At 43.5% G+C, this 19,969-nt stretch carries 18 protein-coding genes; 10 read left to right on the top strand and 8 right to left on the bottom strand.

Annotated features, from left to right (window positions below; all coding sequences use genetic code 11):
• Positions 1 to 362 precede the first annotated feature (362 nt).
• From uvrB to DXK30_RS02660, 3 genes are all read left to right on the top strand, one after another.
• A complete protein-coding gene (gene uvrB / locus DXK30_RS02670; RefSeq protein ID WP_101206411.1) occupies positions 363 to 2,474 on the top strand; it encodes an excinuclease ABC subunit UvrB in 2,112 nt (703 codons plus the stop codon).
• A gap of 295 nt (positions 2,475 to 2,769) precedes the next feature.
• Positions 2,770 to 3,822, top strand: a complete 1,053-nt coding sequence (locus DXK30_RS02665) for a pyridoxal phosphate-dependent aminotransferase (RefSeq protein ID WP_227670649.1) — start codon at positions 2,770 to 2,772, stop codon at positions 3,820 to 3,822.
• 285 nt (positions 3,823 to 4,107) lie between these two features.
• Positions 4,108 to 4,485 carry a hypothetical protein gene (locus DXK30_RS02660; protein ID WP_114700340.1) on the top strand — a complete coding sequence of 126 codons (378 nt, stop codon included), beginning with the start codon at positions 4,108 to 4,110 and terminating at the stop codon, positions 4,483 to 4,485.
• A 90-nt stretch (positions 4,486 to 4,575) separates the two neighbouring features.
• Here the strand turns inward: DXK30_RS02660 and DXK30_RS02655 are convergent, their stop codons facing one another.
• Entirely contained in the window at positions 4,576 to 4,965 is a 390-nt protein-coding gene (locus DXK30_RS02655) for a hypothetical protein (RefSeq protein ID WP_114700339.1), read from the bottom strand.
• Positions 4,966 to 5,149: 184 nt separating this feature from the next.
• Entirely contained in the window at positions 5,150 to 5,665 is a 516-nt protein-coding gene (locus tag DXK30_RS02650) for a hypothetical protein (RefSeq protein ID WP_057760892.1), read from the bottom strand.
• 317 nt (positions 5,666 to 5,982) lie between these two features.
• Between DXK30_RS02650 and recJ the strand changes: the two genes are divergently transcribed.
• Positions 5,983 to 7,821, top strand: a complete 1,839-nt coding sequence (gene recJ, locus DXK30_RS02645) for a single-stranded-DNA-specific exonuclease RecJ (protein WP_114700338.1) — start codon at positions 5,983 to 5,985, stop codon at positions 7,819 to 7,821.
• Between the two features lie 82 nt (positions 7,822 to 7,903).
• Here the strand turns inward: recJ and DXK30_RS02640 are convergent, their stop codons facing one another.
• The 6 genes from DXK30_RS02640 to DXK30_RS02615 form a co-directional block, all read right to left on the bottom strand.
• Positions 7,904 to 8,569: a trimeric intracellular cation channel family protein gene (locus DXK30_RS02640; protein WP_201507869.1), complete on the bottom strand. Its 666-nt coding sequence runs from the start codon at positions 8,567 to 8,569 to the stop codon at positions 7,904 to 7,906.
• A 71-nt stretch (positions 8,570 to 8,640) separates the two neighbouring features.
• A complete protein-coding gene (locus DXK30_RS02635; RefSeq protein WP_114700336.1) occupies positions 8,641 to 9,276 on the bottom strand; it encodes a trimeric intracellular cation channel family protein in 636 nt (211 codons plus the stop codon).
• A gap of 92 nt (positions 9,277 to 9,368) precedes the next feature.
• A complete protein-coding gene (locus DXK30_RS02630; protein ID WP_114700335.1) occupies positions 9,369 to 10,532 on the bottom strand; it encodes a multidrug resistance efflux transporter family protein in 1,164 nt (387 codons plus the stop codon).
• Positions 10,533 to 10,593: 61 nt separating this feature from the next.
• Positions 10,594 to 11,325, bottom strand: coding sequence for a 7-carboxy-7-deazaguanine synthase QueE (queE, locus tag DXK30_RS02625; protein WP_114700334.1), 732 nt, complete (start codon positions 11,323 to 11,325; stop codon positions 10,594 to 10,596).
• A gap of 225 nt (positions 11,326 to 11,550) precedes the next feature.
• Positions 11,551 to 12,372, bottom strand: coding sequence for a 2,3,4,5-tetrahydropyridine-2,6-dicarboxylate N-succinyltransferase (gene dapD, locus DXK30_RS02620; protein WP_057760881.1), 822 nt, complete (start codon positions 12,370 to 12,372; stop codon positions 11,551 to 11,553).
• A 224-nt stretch (positions 12,373 to 12,596) separates the two neighbouring features.
• Positions 12,597 to 13,553, bottom strand: coding sequence for an alpha/beta fold hydrolase (locus tag DXK30_RS02615; RefSeq protein ID WP_114700333.1), 957 nt, complete (start codon positions 13,551 to 13,553; stop codon positions 12,597 to 12,599).
• A gap of 369 nt (positions 13,554 to 13,922) precedes the next feature.
• Between DXK30_RS02615 and DXK30_RS02610 the strand changes: the two genes are divergently transcribed.
• The 6 genes from DXK30_RS02610 to DXK30_RS02585 all read left to right on the top strand — a co-directional run bounded on the left by DXK30_RS02610 (position 13,923) and on the right by DXK30_RS02585 (position 19,931).
• Entirely contained in the window at positions 13,923 to 15,104 is a 1,182-nt protein-coding gene (locus tag DXK30_RS02610) for an FAD-dependent oxidoreductase (protein ID WP_114700332.1), read from the top strand.
• Between the two features lie 250 nt (positions 15,105 to 15,354).
• On the top strand, positions 15,355 to 16,347 hold the full coding sequence (gene arsS, locus DXK30_RS02605) for an arsenosugar biosynthesis radical SAM (seleno)protein ArsS (RefSeq protein WP_114700331.1): 993 nt from the start codon (positions 15,355 to 15,357) through the stop codon (positions 16,345 to 16,347).
• Between the two features lie 120 nt (positions 16,348 to 16,467).
• On the top strand, positions 16,468 to 17,289 hold the full coding sequence (locus DXK30_RS02600; RefSeq protein WP_114700330.1) for a DUF547 domain-containing protein: 822 nt from the start codon (positions 16,468 to 16,470) through the stop codon (positions 17,287 to 17,289).
• A 45-nt stretch (positions 17,290 to 17,334) separates the two neighbouring features.
• On the top strand, positions 17,335 to 18,039 hold the full coding sequence (locus DXK30_RS02595; RefSeq protein ID WP_227670651.1) for a TIGR04283 family arsenosugar biosynthesis glycosyltransferase: 705 nt from the start codon (positions 17,335 to 17,337) through the stop codon (positions 18,037 to 18,039).
• 84 nt (positions 18,040 to 18,123) lie between these two features.
• Positions 18,124 to 18,786, top strand: a complete 663-nt coding sequence (locus DXK30_RS02590) for a TIGR04282 family arsenosugar biosynthesis glycosyltransferase (protein ID WP_114700328.1) — start codon at positions 18,124 to 18,126, stop codon at positions 18,784 to 18,786.
• Positions 18,787 to 18,887: 101 nt separating this feature from the next.
• Positions 18,888 to 19,931, top strand: a complete 1,044-nt coding sequence (locus tag DXK30_RS02585; protein ID WP_114700327.1) for a methyltransferase domain-containing protein — start codon at positions 18,888 to 18,890, stop codon at positions 19,929 to 19,931.
• Positions 19,932 to 19,969 lie beyond the last annotated feature (38 nt).

Below are 19,969 nucleotides of genomic sequence, written 5' to 3'. Positions count from 1 at the left end.
TAATTCACTAGTACTGATCACTAGTACTGAAAAGTCATCAACTTGTTAATTCAAGAATGATAATAGCAGCTTAATTCAGTGTTGGAACCCTTGAGTGTTAGGCTTTGTTAGGTGGTCGTGTAACGAGTTTGTTAACCATGAAAATCTTTGTAAATTTATCGAATGCTGTGTGAGTTTTTTATAACGATGTAAATTTTTTCCGCTAATATTAAGCCTTAACTTTTTATAAAAATTACATTTACACACTCATATTTTGGGTAGTGCGATAGCGTTATGAATATAGGATGAGACTCTCTGTTCTCCTTTAAAAACCGCTGATCAGACCCCATATTGTTATAAACCTTAAGAAGAAGAAAGCCATTATGCGAATGCCTGAACCGCGCTCGTCGCGTCAGTTAAATCAATTGGCCACTCAGCTCCAAGGCGAAGCTGAAATTAGTGGTGTTAATGCGTCAGGGACGCAAATATCAAGTCGTGCCTTTGAGATGGTTACTGATTTTGAACCAGCAGGCGACCAGCCACAAGCCATCAAAAAGCTAGTTAACGGCATCAATTCGGACATGGACGAGCAGTTGCTATTGGGTGTGACTGGTTCTGGTAAGACCTATACCATGGCGAAGGTCATCGCTGAAACTCAGCGCCCAACCATTATTATGGCGCACAACAAAACGCTAGCCGCTCAGCTATATGGTGAGTTCAAGTCGTTTTTCCCTAATAATGCGGTCGAATATTTTGTCAGCTATTATGATTATTATCAGCCAGAAGCGTATGTCGCTGCTAGTGATACCTTCATCGAAAAAGACAGCGCCATCAATGATCATATTGATCAGATGCGCCTGTCAGCCACGCGTGCCTTGTTAGAGCGTCGTGATGCGATTATCGTCGCTTCGGTATCCTGTATCTATGGTTTGGGTGATCCAGAGAGCTATCTAAAAATGCTACTGCATGTCGTCGTAGGCGATAACATTGACCGTACAGCGACCATCAAGCGTTTGGTTGAGATGCAGTACACACGTAACGAGCTAGATTTTGGCCGTGGTACGTATCGCTTACGTGGAGAGCTATTAGATATCTATCCTGCTGAGTCTGAGCAGCTAGCGGTACGTGTGCATTTATTTGACAACGAAGTCGAGAAGATTACGTGGTTTGATCCCTTAACGGGTAAGACGGTACGCAGCGTGCCACGTATTACCATTTATCCAAAGTCGCACTATGTGACGCCGCGTAATAAGCTAGAAGCCGCCAGCCATACGATCCGTGCTGAGCTAGAGCCGCGTTTAGAGTACTTCCGTGACAACAACAAACTGATTGAAGCACAGCGTCTCAAAGAGCGTACTCAGTATGACTTGGAGATGATTCAACAGTTAGGCTATTGTAACGGTATCGAAAACTACTCGCAGCATCTCTCTGGGCGTCCATCAGGGGAAGCGCCGCCGACGTTGTTTGATTATATTCCAGAAGATGCATTGTTGTTCCTTGATGAGTCACATGTGACGGTTTCGCAGATTGGCGCGATGTATAAAGGCGATAGATCGCGCAAAGAAAACTTGGTCAATTATGGTTTTAGACTACCCAGTGCGATGAATAACCGCCCGATGAAGTTTGAAGAGTGGGAACGTATTAAGCCCAAAACCATTTATGTCAGTGCCACCCCAGCATTGTATGAGCTTGAACATAGCGAGCAAGTCGTAGAGCAGGTGGTCCGTCCGACGGGTCTGATTGATCCTGAGATTGAGATACGTCCTGTCTTGACGCAAGTTGATGATGTGCTATCAGAGATTACCAAACGCCGCGAAAAGGACGAGCGTGTACTGATTACCACATTGACCAAGCGTATGTCGGAAGATCTGACCAGTTACCTCAAAGAGTATGATGTAAAAGTCGCCTATCTCCATTCGGATATTGATACTGTGGAGCGTATGCAGATTATTCATGAGCTCCGTACTGGCGTGCATGATGTGCTGGTCGGTATCAACTTATTACGTGAAGGCTTGGATATGCCTGAGGTATCATTGGTAGCGATATTTGATGCAGATAAAGAAGGCTTCTTGCGCTCTGAGCGTTCACTGATTCAGACCATTGGTCGTGCAGCGCGTCACTTAAACGGTAAAGCCATTCTCTATGCCGATCGCATTACGCCAAGTATGCAAAAGGCGATAGATGAGACGGATCGCCGCCGTGATAAGCAGATTGCCTTTAACCTTGAGCATAACATCACGCCAAAAGGTGCTCGCCGTAGTATCACGGACAAGATTGATACGGGCGAAAGCTTGGATGCTAATGACAATCAAGCTATCCCAGTTAAGAGTAACTTACCAGATGTGGATATCAATATCTTGCGTAGCCCTGATTTACTTGCCAAAGAAATCAAACGATTAGAGAAGCAAATGCAGCAAATGTCGCGTGATTTGAAGTTTGAAGAAGCAGCAAAAACGCGTGACAAAGTGCTAGAGTTAAAAGCACATTTAATCTGATAGCGTGGGTCGAATATTGAAGCTAAAAAGAGACTAAAAAATAGCGAAGGTGAGGTGCTTTTTAAGTACCTCACTTTTTTATGGTTTATTCAATATCGGAACTTACAGGACACTTGTAATACAACGCATTGCCACTTACCATATCCGCATAAACCTCACCATCCATATAATATTTCAAAAATTTAAGTCCCAAGCGAACAAGCCGAGATTTAGTTAAGCTTGTTATTGTCATAGGTTAAATTGATATTACAGACTAAATTTTTGGAATGGATATAATCTAGGCGTATTATTCACTGTGCTTACCAACAACTTAATAGAATTAAACTCTAACGAAAACTCACTCGGCATGTCAGATGCGGCCAAACAAGCGGTTATCGACTCTCTAGACATCGGCTTTCGTTATCCCGATGACCAACGTGCGGCTCTGATTACCAAAGTCGCTGAGATAAACGATGTGACAGAGAGTCAAATCTCACTGGGTAGTGGCTCTAGTGAAAACATTCGTACCGTCGTCCAAATGCTACAAAATCAAGCTTTGGTAGAAGGCAATAAGTTCCAAGTAATCGTGCCACACCCAACCTTTGCCTATGCTGAGTTATATGCGACGTCTATTGATGTGCCTGTGGTAAAAGTACCGTTGACAGCTGAAAATTACGCCTTTGACTTGCAAAGTATGCAAAAAGTTGCTGATGACTTTGACGGTATTAGCTTGTTTTATCTGTGCAATCCAAACAACCCAACGTCGACTATTACTGACACAGTAAAACTCAAAAAATGGGTAGGGCATGCACCAGATAACCATTACTTTTTATTGGATGAAGCCTATTCAGAATATGTGACTGATTCAAGTTTTGAGAGTGGTGTTGCATGGATACGAGAGGAGCACTCAGAAAATATCGTTGTGGTGCGTACCTTTTCAAAATTATGCGCACTCGCGGGCATGCGTGTCGGCTATGCAGTTGCTAGCCCGCAAACGATAGCCAAACTAGAGGCTTTCATCTCGATTGATAATACCAACTTGGCAGGTGCAGTGGCTGCATTAGCGACTCTTGATGATGAAGATTTTCTAGCATTGAGCTTACGTACGGCCAATCAATCGCGTCAGCTGGTTGAGCAAATATTAGATGAGCTTGGTTTACGCTATTTGCCGTCGCAGGCAAGCTTTATATTCCATGAAATAAAAGGCGATGTGCAAACCTATATCGATAGAATGCACGAACATGGCATTGCGGTCGGGCGTGAGTTTGCGCCAATCACTGGCTTTAATCGTCTAACACTTGGTAGACCTGATGAGATGGCGGTATTTGTACAAGTGCTTAAATCATTTCGTGAAAAGGGTTGGGTTTAATTAAGTTAGTTCATGCAGTTCTATAATATAGAAGGGAAGTTGCTGATTGGTAGCTTCCTTTTTTGTTGGGCCTGTTTTGCTAGACCTATATTGAAGCCATAATGAATCGCACATTTTTACCAACATCAAACGCAGTTTTACATATCGCACCTTAAATAATCTGACACTATCTTATAGGATAATTGAGTAAAGCATGCCCCGTAATTACGCAGATGAATACTGGGTAACAGTCATAGTGCTCGGCATGCTCACGTATCTTATAATTATAAAGTTTGGAATGTACCTATGTTTGATATCAAATCATTTTTTAAACGGGAAGTAGAAAAAAAGCTTATTAATGTAGATGACTATGTTTTTATGCCAGAACGCGTAGAGATGGAAATTGAAGGCGGGCTATTAAACTGTGTGTTGAATAGTGATGGTCGCGTAGATATTTTTTATAGCAAAGACGGCGTGACTGAGGTTGGTTCAGCTTCGCGTAAGCACCCGTTTACAGCATTTGAAAAAGAGTTATATCATGGCATCTATGATGATGTTATTAATGATTTAATTAAAGAGGTAAATAAAATCATTGATAGTACCTCGAAATACTTCCGTCGTAGCCAGTCTTTACCTTTTACTGCTTCTATAACTTCTCAAGCATCTGACACGAATAAATTTTAAGTTAATCAGTTGAGCTAATAAAAAGCAATAAAAAGGGTGCATTATTTATAACGCACCTTTTTTATTCTAATGAATAATGTGACTCATATTCTACTGAACAAAGCTTGTATAGCAGCTTTGTAGAGATTTGGCGACGACTCTTGCTACCAACTGAGTACGATATTGAGAGTCAATAGCGGCATTGCCCAGCTCAACAATCGTCACTTGCTGCGGCGCTTGCTCACTAACACAGCCACATACTTTACTTTGAACTGCTTCTTGTTGGGCTTCAGTCATAGCAACGCTTGCGATACGCCACGCGTTTTGTTTTTCGATCTCGCTACGGCACTGGTTATCGATTGCTGCTTTAAAGACGTTCATGCCGATTTCGTTTGCAGTACCGATTGCCGTTCCTGTACCGTTGTTCATGCCACCAGTCGTAGTGCAGCCTGCTAGGGCAAAAGTAGCCAACATAACTGTCGAAGCCAAAAGTTTTTTCATAAGTTAGTCCTTTAAGGTGTCTGTCATAAATAAAGCTGTATATTATCAGTAAAACTTAGCAATGACATCATTAACCACTGGCGCGTGTTATTTTAGAGATCTTTGAACTATCTGTATAAACCATAAAAAAGCCAGCTAAGTAATCACTTAACTGGCCTAATACAGACTAAGCTATGCGGCTTATCTATACGTTTTTGCCGTGTTCTTTTTGTTGAATGTCTTTTGCCAACTTATAACATTCGTTGATATGGTCATTAGCGATTTTCTTAAAAATCGTATAGCCCATAGTTGCAGCAACCAGTTGACCACCAAGTGGGATAAACTTGGTCACTTGTTTGGCAGCGATACGACCACCGAAACCTTGGATAGTCTTTTTGACGATACCACGTGTTGCCATTAGACCAGCGAAATCTACGGTACGGTCTTTTACTGCGCTCCAATGCACTTCGCGTGATTCTAGATTAATGGCTGATTGACGGTCTTCAATGAGACCAAAACGCTCACTAATCTCTGGAATCAACTGCGTCAACATGCCCGCATCAACTGCAACATCAAAAAATGGTACTGGCACAACCGCTACACCAGCAGAAACTCTAGCGCGTCTTTTTACCATTCCTTGACATTCTTTTTTAACTTTATCAAGGTCTAGGTTAGGGTCGATCGTATTTGGAAGTTTTTCAGCAAGTGGCGTGGTTTTCATAAAGTGTCCTTATAAATAATTAAAATAAAAATGATAAAAAGTTCAATGAATAACAAATCTTTCAGTTGCTTACTATTTTATGGATTTATGCGTGGCTTACAATCATTGCTTTGTAGCAAAATGAGTGAAATTACTCACACTGTGCACCTTTTTTGTAAGTGATTAAATGAGGGTGATTTACATGAGCTATAAAAATGGCAGCCTCAATTATCACTAATGTATGGGCATTATTTATCAGGTTGCACAATGCCTAATGATATACATAGGTAGTATAAATTGTCATTGTGAGCCTCTACTAAAGCCAGTAGAATACCCTCATGCTAAATTTAACCCCCCGTTATACCAGCACTCGCATCGACGAGTTGCCCGCCGCGCTGCAACCATTTGCCGCTCAATCATTCACGCTTGCCCTTCTGTATGCAGGGCGAGGTATCACTGCGCCTGATGAGCTGGAGACTAGCCTATCAGATCTATTGCCTGCTGAGGCATTGCACGGTGTCACTGAAGCCGTGCGCTTATTAGATGTGGCCATTGATGAGCGTCAGCGTATCTTGATCGTTGGTGACTTTGACTGTGATGGTGCTACCAGTACGGCACTAATGATGCGCGCGCTCACAAAGATGGGTGCGGTCGTTGATTTTCTAGTACCAGATCGTTTTAAGTACGGTTATGGCCTGACGCCAGAGATTGTCGAGTTAGGTATTGAGACTTTTCAGCCAGATATGATAGTGACGGTTGATAATGGTATCTCAAGTCATGAAGGGGTGGCACGCGCTCAAGCTGATGGTATCACGGTGATTATCACCGACCACCACCTCACGACCAAAGAGACGCCACCTGCGGAAGCGGTAGTCAATCCCAATCAGCTAGGTTGTGACTTTGCTAGTAAAGCACTGGTCGGAGTTGGAGTCGCGTTTTATGTGCTCGGACGCTTAGCAAAGCTGCGCCGCGAAGCTGGCAAGTCTACGGTACAGGTGAGCCAATATTTAGATTTGGTCGCACTTGGGACGATTGCAGACGTTGGGGTACTGGATAAAAACAACCGTATCTTGGTACATCACGGATTATCAGCTATTCGTCAAGGCCGCTGCTGTATGGGGATATTGGCATTGCTTGAGCAAGCGGGCCGTGATCCTAAGCAGCTTCATGCACAGGATTTCGGTTTTGTATTAGGCCCACGTATCAATGCAGCTGGGCGCATGGACAATATGCGCATCGGTATCGAATGCTTATTAACTGAAGACTGGAGCACCGCACAACGTTTGGCACAAGAGCTTGAGCAGCTGAACCGTACGCGTCGTCATGTAGAGGGCGAGATGCGGGCGCAAGCTGATAGTATCGTACAAGCATTGGCTAATGAAGATAATAGCAATGAGGGTGTGAGCGGTGATGGCAATGATAATACCAGTAACGATGACACAATTACTCAAGCTGTCTCCACTTCTAAGGCCAGCAATGCAGGCGCGCGCAGTATTATTCTATACCAAGACGACTGGCATCAAGGAGTCATTGGCATTGTCGCTGGTCGTCTAAAAGAAAGCCATTATTTACCTAGTATCGTTTTTGCACCAGCAGACACTGAACAAACAGATGAAGATAGCGCCATTAAAGGCTCTGCACGTTCTATCGCTGGCGTACATATTCGTGATGCGATTGAACAAGTCGCTGAGCGTTATCCAGACTTAATCAGTCATTTCGGCGGGCACGCGATGGCGGCAGGTTTAACCCTCAAGCGCTGCAACTTTGAGGCATTTGTCACGGCTTTTAATGAAGTGATGGCTCAGATGGATGATGAGGTATTTGCAGAGCAAAAATTCACCGATGGACCTTTGCAAGCGAGCGATTTTAGCTTATGGTTTGCCGAGCATTTAGCCGATGCCAGTATCTGGGGTCATGGATTTGCGCCACCGATATTTGACGGTGTGTTTGAGGTGCTGAGCTTCAAGATTTTAAAAGACAAACATCTTAAGTTATCACTGCGCTATCCAGACGTTCAATATCCGATAGAGGCAATTTGCTTTAACTTCGATAATGAGGCGTGGGATTACCGTGCTAAGCAAATCCATTTATTATTTCAGCTAGACATCAATGAATGGAATGGCAAACAAAGCTTACAGCTGATGGTCAAAGACTTGGCTGTGCTAGAGCAAGGGTAAAGCGACAATGTCAAACTGATAATACTAAACGCGCTCAAATATGGGCGCGTTGGTATTTTTGAAATGAAGGCACGCCCTAGTATCAGTATTTCCACTCTAGTGTGGGGAATTGCCAATCGTAACGAATAGCAAGCATACGCAAAGTAAAAATCGTACTCATCGTAGAGATGTCAGCCACCCAATCTGTCACGCCTAAATTCTTTAGAGCAAAGTACAGAACCCCACCGGTCAACGCTGCGGTGATATAAATCTCTTGCTGTAGTACCAATGGAATCTCATTGCAAATCATATCGCGAATGATGCCACCAACCACGATAGTAATCACACCTAATAATAGCGCTACAGGCACATTGGCACCCATACTATCAGCGACTTTGATACCGATCAGCGTAAATGCTGACAAGCCAATGGTGTCGGAAAGTTTGAGGAACTTATCCACTCGTCTGGAGTTTGGATGAAAAAATATCTGCATTGATAAGGATGAAATCGTAATAAGGGTCAGATAGCTCATATCTACCATCCAAAATAACGGATGGCGATCCAGAATGACATCACGTACCGTGCCGCCGCCGATAGCAGTGACAATAGACACGAGCAGACAGCCGAAGACGTCGAAGTTTTTGTGCTTGGCAAGTATTGTTCCCGAGACGCTACAGGCGATGATGCCAATCATATCGAAGAAATATATCAAAGAGCGTGGGTCAAAAGTAGTGATCAGTACGGTAGGGTCCAATACGATAGCCAACATGGGCAGTTCTCACTATTTTCAATTATTGTCAGTCAAACAAAGGCTATCTCAGCAGAGTCTTGCTCAATCAATTAGTCCACGAGCCGAATAGAAGGCAGATGCCAGTCGAATCTGAGCGCAAGCATACGTACTGCAAAGATGACAAACAGCATAATAAATTCGTTGAGACTGGCTCCCACCCCAAAATACTGTAAACATAAATAGGTCACAGACCCTGCGATACTGGCAGTAATATAAATCTCACGCTGTAGCACCAGCGGAATCTCATTACAGATGATATCACGGAGCAAACCACCGATAATGGCAGTCCAGACTCCCATCATAATAGCAATGAGGGGAGACATGTCTAGGGTTAAGGCTACCTTAAAACCAATGACACTAAAAGCTGCTAGCCCAATGGCGTCAAAAAGCTTTAGCGCATTATCGATCTTATGATAAAGATGAAAAAATACTTGTAAGATAAGGGAGGTCACGGTGATAACAATCACGTAATTAAGGTCGGTCATCCAAAATAGAGGATGGCGGTCTAGAGCCATATCACGTAATGTACCACCGCCGATGGCATTGACCATCGCTACCAGAATACACCCAGCGATATCAAAACCTTTATGCTGGGCAAGCAAAGTCCCTGCGATTGCGCACGCAATAATGCCAACCATGTCCAATAAATATAATAGAATATCAGGAAAAATCAAAGCATTACCCATGGTTATATTGCCAAATCGTGATCATCAAAGTGATAGGTGTTTTTTAGGCAGCTATTCAGTGCATGACTTTGACGAAATGGGCTTAGTGCCATTTAGCCATCTTTTGCAAAGAATATCAGCCCTACAATAATAAGCCCTATACCGACCAGTCCCATCGCCGAAGGTATGGCGTTATCTAATAGTAATATACCCCCAATCAAAGCAAAGATAACTTCACTGGCTTGGGTTGAGTCAACGCCTGCAACCTCGCTTGAAGTAACAGCTTGCTCGCGCGCATACAAAAATATAGTGGTCGCTGCCACGCCTGCTAATAGAGCAACGAGCAACGTATTGATTATTTGTGAGGGGTGGGGCTGGTCAGGGCGCACTATAATGCCCAAAAACAGCCAAAATGGCAAACACCCGAGAGTCATTAGCCACACTTTGTTAAAGGCATTTTGCAGTAGCGTGGTTTCGATAGAAGGAATACGAGCAATTAGATTTTGTAGGGATGAGGTTGCTGCAGTGTTGTTACTTTGAAGTACGCTATCGAGGTCGGTAGCATCATATGTCGTAGCTGGCAAATCATAAGCTTCGGATATGAGCGGTTCACTCTGATCGTTAATATCAATACCAATACCAACACTAGTGCTAGCTCGTTGAGCGTTCAACTCTGCTGCCTTCTGTAATTCAGTATTGCGCTGGCGAGCATTGTGAGAAGCCTGCCAAACCAGCTGGTTACCAATTGGGTAGCTAAAAGCAGCGATAAGAGCAGGTAGCGCACCGTAGAGCAGCATGTCAGACATGGGGACGGTGTCAGTTATAGAGGCAGCATGCAGACCTTCACTGATATTGACGAGTGCTACACCGATAAAGACGATGACAGCATATACGATGAATTTTTTATCAAAACGTTGACCAAATGCCAATAGCACAAGCAAACTGGTGACGACGGTAAACATAAAGGTAGCCGCTACTACCCATCCCGAAACATGATCTGCGGCATAGCAAATACCGGTGTAAAACAGTCCAAACCCGATACTGCCAGTAATACACCAAAAGCCCCAATGCTGAAGAAAAATTCTCATTAGTGCTTTAATACGACCAAAACCATGTTGCATCGCAATAATGGCAGTAATAATCAACAGCATAAAGACATAGCGCAGACTCGCTGACCAAAACCAATGTCCACCTGCGCTACTCATAAGCTCATTTAAGATAAATGTCGAGCTAAAAAACGCACCTGCTAGCAAGCCCAATAAAATGAGTTTAACCATACCGCTACCTTATCTATGGCACTCTACGTGTTCACACTTTCTGTTTGTTACTTGCTGATAGTTACTTGCCTTTGGCATCTGCCCAAATGATCTTATGCAATTGCAGCTGAAAGCGAACTGGCAAGGCATCAGCCAACATCCATTCTGCCAGCTCGCGCGCCAATACAGGTACTTCAGGGCTAAGCTGTTCATCGACATCATCTGCGACATTAAACATCGGAGAGAACCACACCGTACCGACCAGTTCGTTTAGCTTATACTCGGTCAATTTAGCTTTTGCCCAGTCGTAATCTGTACGATTCATAATGACAAACTTGATTTGATCGTGCTGAGTGAGATAGTCGAGGTTTGACCATAGATTTTTATCGACTTCGCCTGAGCTTGGCGTTTTGAGATCCATCACCTTACTGACTGCTGCTGGCACGTTTTCTACCGTGAGCGCGCCTGCAGTCTCAAGGGATATCTCATACCCGTCGCTCAGCAAACGTTTCATCAATTCAATGGCATTTGGCTGTGCTAATGGCTCACCGCCCGTCAGACAGATACGCTTACACGGATAATCTTTGATGGTTTCTATGATGGTTTCTAATGATTGACGTTCGCCGCCAGTAAAAGCATATTCGGTATCACAATAGACGCAGCGCAGCGGACAGCCCGTTAGACGCACAAATATCGTCGGCAAGCCTGAAGTGATCGCTTCACCTTGTAGGGAATAAAAAATCTCAGTCAGACGTAACCCTGCTTCAGGGTCAGTGACAGGGATAGCGGCGGTGCGTAATGATGATTCACTCATAATATTTCAAATACAGTTAAAGGTCGATAAGGCGATGAAGCGCTTATCAATCGTAATAAAAAGGCAGGGGATGGTACGAATGATTTTGTGTTTGTATAAAGCCAAACTAAAAGAGGATTATAACGTAACGCGTTATATTAAGCTGCAAAAAAGATGCTGGAGTCATCCTCCAGCATCTTCATATAAAACAATATTATTCAATAAACAACGGTACTTGCCAAATATTTAGGCTAAGCGTAATAGCTCGTTTACTGATGTTTTTGCACGAGTTTGCGCATCAACTTTTTTCACGATGATAGCAGCATACAAGCTGTGCGTGCCGTCTTCTGACGGTAAGCTACCTGGTACGACAACAGAACCTGCTGGTACACGGCCACGATGAATCTCGCCAGTCTCGCGATCATAGATGCGCGTCGATTGACCGATGTAGACACCCATAGAGATGACCGCGCCTTCTTCAACGATAACGCCTTCAACAATTTCAGAGCGTGCACCGATGAAGCAGTTGTCTTCGATGATAGTAGGGTTGGCTTGCAATGGCTCTAATACACCGCCGATGCCAACGCCGCCTGACAGATGCACGTTTTTACCGATTTGAGCACATGAACCAACAGTCGCCCATGTATCAACCATCGCGCCTTGATCGACATAGGCACCGATGTTGACGTATGACGGCATCAATACTGCGCCTGCTGCGATGAATGAACCTCTACGCGCGACAGCTGGTGGTACAACGCGTACGCCTGCTTCTTTAAACTGTGCTTCGGTCCAGTTAGCAAATTTAGTTGGAACTTTGTCATAGAACTGTACGTGTTCGCCAGCGGCTTGGACGTAGTTATCGTTTAGACGGAAAGACAATAGTACGGCTTTTTTGGCCCACTGATTGACGACCCATTCGCCATCTTTCTTTTCTGCTACGCGCAGGCTACCGTTATCTAGTTGCTCAAGTACTTGATTGATAGCATCACGCACGTCTTGTGGCATATTGGCTGGGCTGTATTCGTTGCGGTTTTCAAATGCTTGTTCGATGGTTTGTTGTAATGACATAAAGGTTCCTAAAATGAATGAAAGGGAGGGTGATCTTAATGTTATGGTTAAAGACTTATATGACCCAGCCTAAAGAAAATTCAAGGTATGGCTTGGTCCAAAAACTTGCTTGCCGTATTGTCGCTAATTTGACCACTTTTAGCAAACGCGTTGAGGGTCTTATTATGACAATATTGAATGAGTTGTTTTCAGGTATCCTCTCAAAACAACTCATTTATCATGATTTAATCGTCTGTCGTGTTGGTCTCTATCCACTCTAAAATGTCTTGATAAACGGTCTGTTTATCCTTTTCGTGCAATACTTCATGGCGCATATTAGGATACAGCTGAATATCGACATGACTGAAATGACGCTTGTCCAGACGCGTGACCACCCTACGTATACCGCGACCCATTTCGCCAATCGGATCATTTTCACCGCTGATAAACAGCATTGGGAAGTTTTTGGCAATGGTGGTAGCCCAATTTTTATTCAGTCCAGTGTCCATGAGCGTAAACAATGTCATAAAACCGTTATTGGTAAAGTCAAAACCAGTCTTAGGATCGGCTTCATAGGCTTCAATATTTGCTTTGTTTGCACTGAGCCAAGCAAACCGTGAAGATGAGTCACGATCTGATAATTGACTGTTGAGAACTTTATTCATCACATTGGCAAAAACTGTATTCGGTTGTCTTGGTGCGACTCTGGTCAGTAGCTTATTAATGGGTAATAAAACCTTGGCCAGTGGGTTGGCGTCTGCGGAACCCATTAGAATGGCGCCGGTGAAATTATGCGCATGATGCTTGAGTACATTACGCACGATAAATGAGCCCATCGAGTGACCCATCACAAAATGCGGGACGTCTGGATGACGGTCTTTTAGGCTATCGGCCATCACAATCACGTCTTTCAAAAGCGACTGTACCGGATGCTCTTCACCGAAAAACCCAAGATCAGCCTCAGTCTTGATAGTCTGTCCGTGACCCAAATGATCATAAGTGGCCACAGCGATACCATTGTCTGCCAAAAACTGTGCAAAATCGCTATAGCGACCGCTGTGCTCTGCCATGCCGTGCACAATCAGCAAAGTCGCGCTAATGCCGACGTCTTTACTACTTGGTTCAAAAAAGTCATGATGCAAGTAGTGAATATTGTCAGAAGACAAAATGTGATCGTTACTGGTATCGATGTTGGTACTCATGTAATGTTCCTTGATTACTTATAATTTTCATTAACGTTTTTGATGATGTTTCTCAAATAATGGGTCAAGCAGCGCAATTTATCATGCGGCTCTTATACTGTTCTATTGTACTGGGCGATGATAAATAATTTCACCTTATTTTATGATTTTAATTCAATTATAAAAATATCGTTCTAACAATAATGGTTAAAGCAGTGAATATCACTGAATCCGTATAAACCACATATAAGCCATTTACGCTCTTACTGTTCGCCCGCAACAGACTGGTCTTATTTATATGATACTTTTAAATGAGTTTTTAAAGTCATTTATATCAATCAACATTTCATCAAACACTAACAGCAACCAACCGCCTTGATAAAATCATCTATGACGAAATTTTTACCGAAAAAGACACTACTATTGGCAGGCGCAGGTCATGCTCACATTGGTATGTTACGCCGACTTAGCGCAGCGCGTATAAAGGATACCAATACTATAGATGCGGACATTCACTTAATTAGTGAGCAACCGCAAACTATTTATTCTGGCATGTTACCGGGATGGATGGCAGGGCATTATCAGCTGCATGATATCAGTATCGATATCAAATCGCTTTGTGTGCGGGCAGGCGTGCGCTTTATTCAGCAGTCGCTTGTACAAGTAAACGCAGCGTCAAACAAGGTGGTTACGACAGGCGATGAGCTAAAGAATTTTGACTACGATGTCTTGTCTCTAAATACGGGTGCAGATACAGATATGCGTTGGTTACGTGATCGCAATGGCTACAACGAGCACAGAAGCGACAGTGATGATAGAGATGCTAATACTAACGTGATTGCCATACGACCGTTATCAACATTTATCATTCAATGGCAGCGGATTTTGAAGGATGCCCAGTCATCTGAAAAGTACCAATTGGCTATTATTGGGGCAGGCGCTGCGGCAATAGAATTGGTCATGGCAGCCCAAGTTGCGCTACGGAACATCAACCGTAGTCACCAAGTGACATTAGTATGCGGTGAGAATCTCTTGTCAGGGTTTAATTTAGGCTTTCGACAACGGGTCATTAAGCAGCTAGATCGCCATGGCATTACGATAATTCGAGAACGAGCGACCGATTATCGCGACGGTAAATTATCGACTACGCATAAATTATTGCCCATAAGTGCTGTCATTGCGGCGACTGGCGTCATAGGCTCGGCATGGACGGCTTCTACGGATTTGGATATAGAAGGTGATGGGTTTGTCGCGGTAAACAATAAGCAACAGAGCGTCTCTCATCCTAATGTCTTTGCGGTTGGTGATGTGGCGACACGAGTCGATAAATATGTGGCGCACTCAGGGGTTCACTCGGTGCATGGTGGTGCTGTCGAAGCCGATAACTTATTGGCCTATTTGAAAGATAGCGTAATGAAGAGCTATCAGCCAAAGTCGCGTACGCTATATCTGCTGTCTTGCGGCGATAAATATGCCATTGGTAGTTGGGGTAATGTAAATCTACAAGGTCGCTGGGTATGGCATCTCAAGAAGTATATCGATAAGCGTTTTATCGAAGTTGATAAGAATTGACGAAGCTGATAAGGACTAACGAAAGTTAATGCTCATTTGGAATAAACCATAAAATCCATATGATTAGTTGTCAATGCTTATTGATAATCAGGTATGATTGATTAGATAAACCGTAAGGTGAGCAATCAGGTTTTATGTTGTAAATCTTAAAAATAAACAGTAAAAGCAATGCGCTATCTGTGTTTGCTAATCTTTAATGTCACGTTGCTATCCTTTTTTAGTTGTACTGCTAACAGGATTTTAGACCACCATGAAATCAACTATCGAGTTACTTGAGCATACTGATTTTCCAGCGATAAAACGACGTCAATTGACGATATTACAAGTCAATATGGGCTACTTATGCAATATGTCCTGCGTGCACTGTCATGTGGCTGCTAGCCCCTATCGTACCGAGATGATGTCACGTGAGTTGGTTGAGCTGATACCAGGGGTATTACAAGCACAAAACATCGATACGCTTGATTTGACCGGCGGTGCGCCTGAAATGCATGAGGATTTTAAGTATTTGGTCAAGGCCGCTCGGGCATTAGGTGTCAAAGTAATAGACCGCTGTAACCTGACCATTCTGATGGAAGAGGGTTATGGGGATATGGCGCAGTTTTTAGCAGACAATCAAGTTGAGGTAGTGGCATCTTTGCCTTGTTACTCCTTAGAAAACGTAGATAAACAGCGCGGCAAAGGTGCGTTTGACGACAGTATATTGGGGTTGCAAAAACTCAACAGCTTGGGCTATGGCAAACCTGACTCAAATTTAACATTAAACTTGGTCTACAACCCGCAAGGCGCGACGCTGCCGCCTAATCAACAGCAGCTTGAAGCAGATTATAAGCGTGAGTTAAAAGCGCACTTTGATATCGAGTTTAACCATCTATTTGCCCTAACAAATATGCCGATTCAGCGTTTTGGTGCGGTGCTGTTGGCGAAAGACCAGTTCCACCCGTATATGGATTTGCTTAAAGCTAATTATATGACTGCCAATTTGGCCGAGGTCATGTGCCGTTCGACCATTAGTGTCAATTGGTTGGGTGAGCTGTTTGATTGTGATTTCAATCAGCAGTTAGAGATACCTGTCCCAAATAAAACACGGCGACACCTAAGTGATTTGTTAACGCAGAACCCGTCTGGTGATGACATTGCCATTGCTGACCACTGCTATGGCTGTACAGCAGGACAGGGCAGTAGTTGTGGCGGCGCGTTAGAAGAAGAGACGGTAGAGCCAGTGTTAGTAGACACGCCTTAGCCATTCTAATGTAAGTGCTTTTAATATAAGCACTTTAAACATAGGTGCTTTAAGCCTAAGTGCTTTTAGCATACATAAAAATTTAGGTAAAAAACAATCAGTGTAAACGGAGTAAGTTCTATGTCAGTATTTAACTTTTCAGCGAAGACGTTTTTCGCCCAACCAGTGATTGCTACGACTATTTTATTAGCAAGCGTGGCTGCTCATGCTGACTTTAACCATCAGAGCTGGGATAGCTTACTAAATAAGCATGTAACTATGACCAACGGTGGCAAAGCTTCAGTGGTCAATTATGCTGGCATGAAAGTAGATCAAAGTAAGCTAACAAGCTATCTAGAAGCGACGAGCAAGGTATCTCAATCAGAGTTCAATCGTTGGAGTAAAAACGAGCAGTTGGCATTTTTAATCAACGTTTATAACGCTGGTACGGTTGATTTGGTATTGACGAAATATCCAAACGTCAAATCTATCAAAGATATCGGCGGACTGTTTGGGTCACCATGGAAGCAAGAGTTTGTTTCGCTACTCGGTAAAACGCGCTCACTTGATGATATCGAGCACAACCTGATTCGTGGTTCTAAACGCTACAACGACCCTCGCATTCACTTTGCGGTCAATTGTGCCAGTATCGGTTGCCCTGCATTGCAAGATGATGCCTTTACCGGCAAGCGTTTAGACAGTCAATTAGAGCAGGCAACGTCTAAGTTTTTAGCAGACAGTAGCCGCAACAGTCTCAAAGGCGATACGCTAAGAGTGTCACCAATTTTTAAATGGTATAAAGAGGATTTTGCAACCAACTGGCGCGGCACAAAAGATTTAGCAGGGTTTCTAGGTCGTTATAGCTCGTCACTAGGATTGAGTAAAGCTCAGACAGCGGATCTCAAACAAGGCAAGATAAAAATAAGCTATACCGATTACAACTGGAATTTGAATAAAAAATAAGCCAGTTTTTAACCTTACTTGCTGATTCATGTGACGGTATATCCATTGAACCTATCAATTATTGTTCCATTATTAAATGAAGCGGATAACTTGCCTGAGCTTATGGCTCATATTGTCCGTCTCGCCCCAGCACCGCAGCAAGTGATATTGGTCGATGGTGGTTCAGTGGATGGTTCAGTTACTGTCGCCAAAGAGATGCTCACAAGTACAGAGATTGCTCAATCAGTTATTGATTGGCATGTTATCGAATCTACCGTAGGACGTGCTCAGCAAATGAATGCGGGTGCTATGTTGGCAACAGGTGATGTGCTGCTATTTTTACATGCTGATACCGAGCTGCCAGCTGACGCGATAGATAACGTTCAGCAGGCAGTAGCTCATTACGATTGGGGACGTTTTGATGTCCGTTTAGACAGCCGTGAGCCATTGTTAAGCATGGTCGGGTTAATGATAAACCAGCGCTCACGTCTAGTCAGTATAGCCACTGGTGATCAAGCAATATTTATCAAAAAGTCCGTGTTTGAGCAGATTGGTGGCTATCCTGATCAACCACTGATGGAAGATATCGAACTATGTAAACGGCTAAAGAAAATTGCTCGACCAGCTTGTTTAAAGAGTAAAGTCAAGACCTCAGCGCGGCGTTGGCAGCAGCATGGTACATGGCGGACTATTTTCTTGATGTGGCATTTACGCTTTGATTATTGGCGCGGTGTATCGTCTAAAGTTTTAAAGCAACGCTACCATAAGTAGTGAGATTGTTTGATTTATCAACATGATAGACAACAGAAGAAAGAATTCGTCCTCGTACATTTGACCAATTGAGAGACCGTTACAGTGACAGCTGATTTATCTGCAAGACAGCAAGACACCTGCATCCTTCTTTTTGCAAAATATCCAGCGCGTAACAAGGCAAAAACCCGTTTGCAGCCAGCGTTAGGGGTAGATGGTGCTGCACGTATGGCAAGGCAGCTATTACTGCATAGTATTGAGCAGATCATTGATACGGGCTTTTCCGTTGAGTTATGTGTGAGTCCAGCACCAACAGATCCATGCTGGCAAGCATTTGATTTGCCCAACTCGTTGCGCTGGTCTGCTCAGGCCGATGGTGATTTGGGTTTGCGTATGTTGATAGCCAGTCAGCGCGCATTGCAACGTTTTGACAAGGTTGTGTTAGTTGGTACGGACTGTCCTAGTCTTACGACAGCACGTATTCAGACAGCGGTACAGCAGCTAAATCAACACGATGCGGTTATGATTCCAGCGACTGATGGTGGTTATGTGCTATTAGGGTTTAGACAAGTTAATGAAAGCCTGTTTTCGGACATTGTTTGGAGTACGCCTAGTGTTGCTGCTGTCACTAAGCAGCGCATGGCAGCACTAGGTTGGACACTTGCACTATTTGATCCTTTGAATGATATTGATGAGCCTAAAGATCTAGTGCATTTGCCATTAGGCTGGCCAGACTCTCAACTCAATATCAAAGTGGATAATGACTGATAATTGATAACTGGGTTAATAAACTCACTAACATAGCTTTATATTCTAAAATGATTTACTAAGACTTTCAACTGGATGGCACATTCAATAAGGATATTGTTATGCATGACGTCGTGCAAAATTACTATGGCAAAGAGTTACAGAGTACCGATGATTTAAAGACCTCGGCTTGTTGTGATATCAGCAATATGCCGGAATGGCTCAAGCCATTACTCGCAAACATTCACGATGAGGTATTGAGTCGGTATTACGGCTGTGGTTTGGTATGTCCAGCGCTGCTTGAAGGCTGCCGAATTTTAGATTTGGGCAGTGGCTCAGGCCGAGATGTCTATGCATTGGCACAATTGGTTGGCGAGAGTGGGCAAGTAGTCGGTGTTGATATGACCGATGAGCAACTAGCCGTTGCCAAACAGCATCAAGCCTATCATGTCGATAAGTTTGGCTATGATAATGTGACATTTTTGCAAGGTTATATTGAAAAGCTAGATGAACTAGACCTTGAGGCTAATAGCTTTGATATTATCGTCTCAAACTGCGTTATCAATCTATCACCAGATAAAGCCGCGGTCATGGCCAGTGTGCAGCGTTTGCTGAAACCTGGTGGGGAGTTTTATTTTTCTGACGTCTATGCCGATCGCCGTATCCCGCAACACTTGACTGATGACCCAATCTTATATGGCGAATGTTTGAGCGGCGCGTTGTATTGGAAGGATTTTACCCGTTTGTCACGAGATGCAGGATTCTTAGACGTACGTTTGGTTGAAGATCGCCCACTTGAGATTACAGATCCTGTATTGGCAGTCAAAATTGGTGATATTCAGTTTTTCTCTGCAACTTACCGCTTATTTAAAATCGAATCACTTGAGGATGCTTGCGAAGATCACGGACAAGCGGTGATATATAAAGGAACTATCGAGCAGTCCCCGCATCGGTTTGATTTAGATAAACATCATGCTATCGAAGCTGGTCGGGTATTCCCAGTATGTGGCAATACGTTTCGCATGCTGCAAGAGTCACGCTTTGCGCCGCATTTTGAATTTATCGGTGATGACAGTCGCCATTACGGTATTTTTGCAGGTTGCGGTGAGTTAATGCCATTTAATCAACCTATGATAATAGAAACTGGCTTGGGCGGTTGTTGCTGATATCAAAGTGATGTATTTAGTATAAATTTCGAATATAC

The sequence above is a fragment of the Psychrobacter proteolyticus genome, from assembly GCF_003350005.1.
Taxonomy (GTDB): domain Bacteria; phylum Pseudomonadota; class Gammaproteobacteria; order Pseudomonadales; family Moraxellaceae; genus Psychrobacter; species Psychrobacter proteolyticus.
This window is presented reverse-complemented; position numbering and strand designations above follow the sequence as displayed.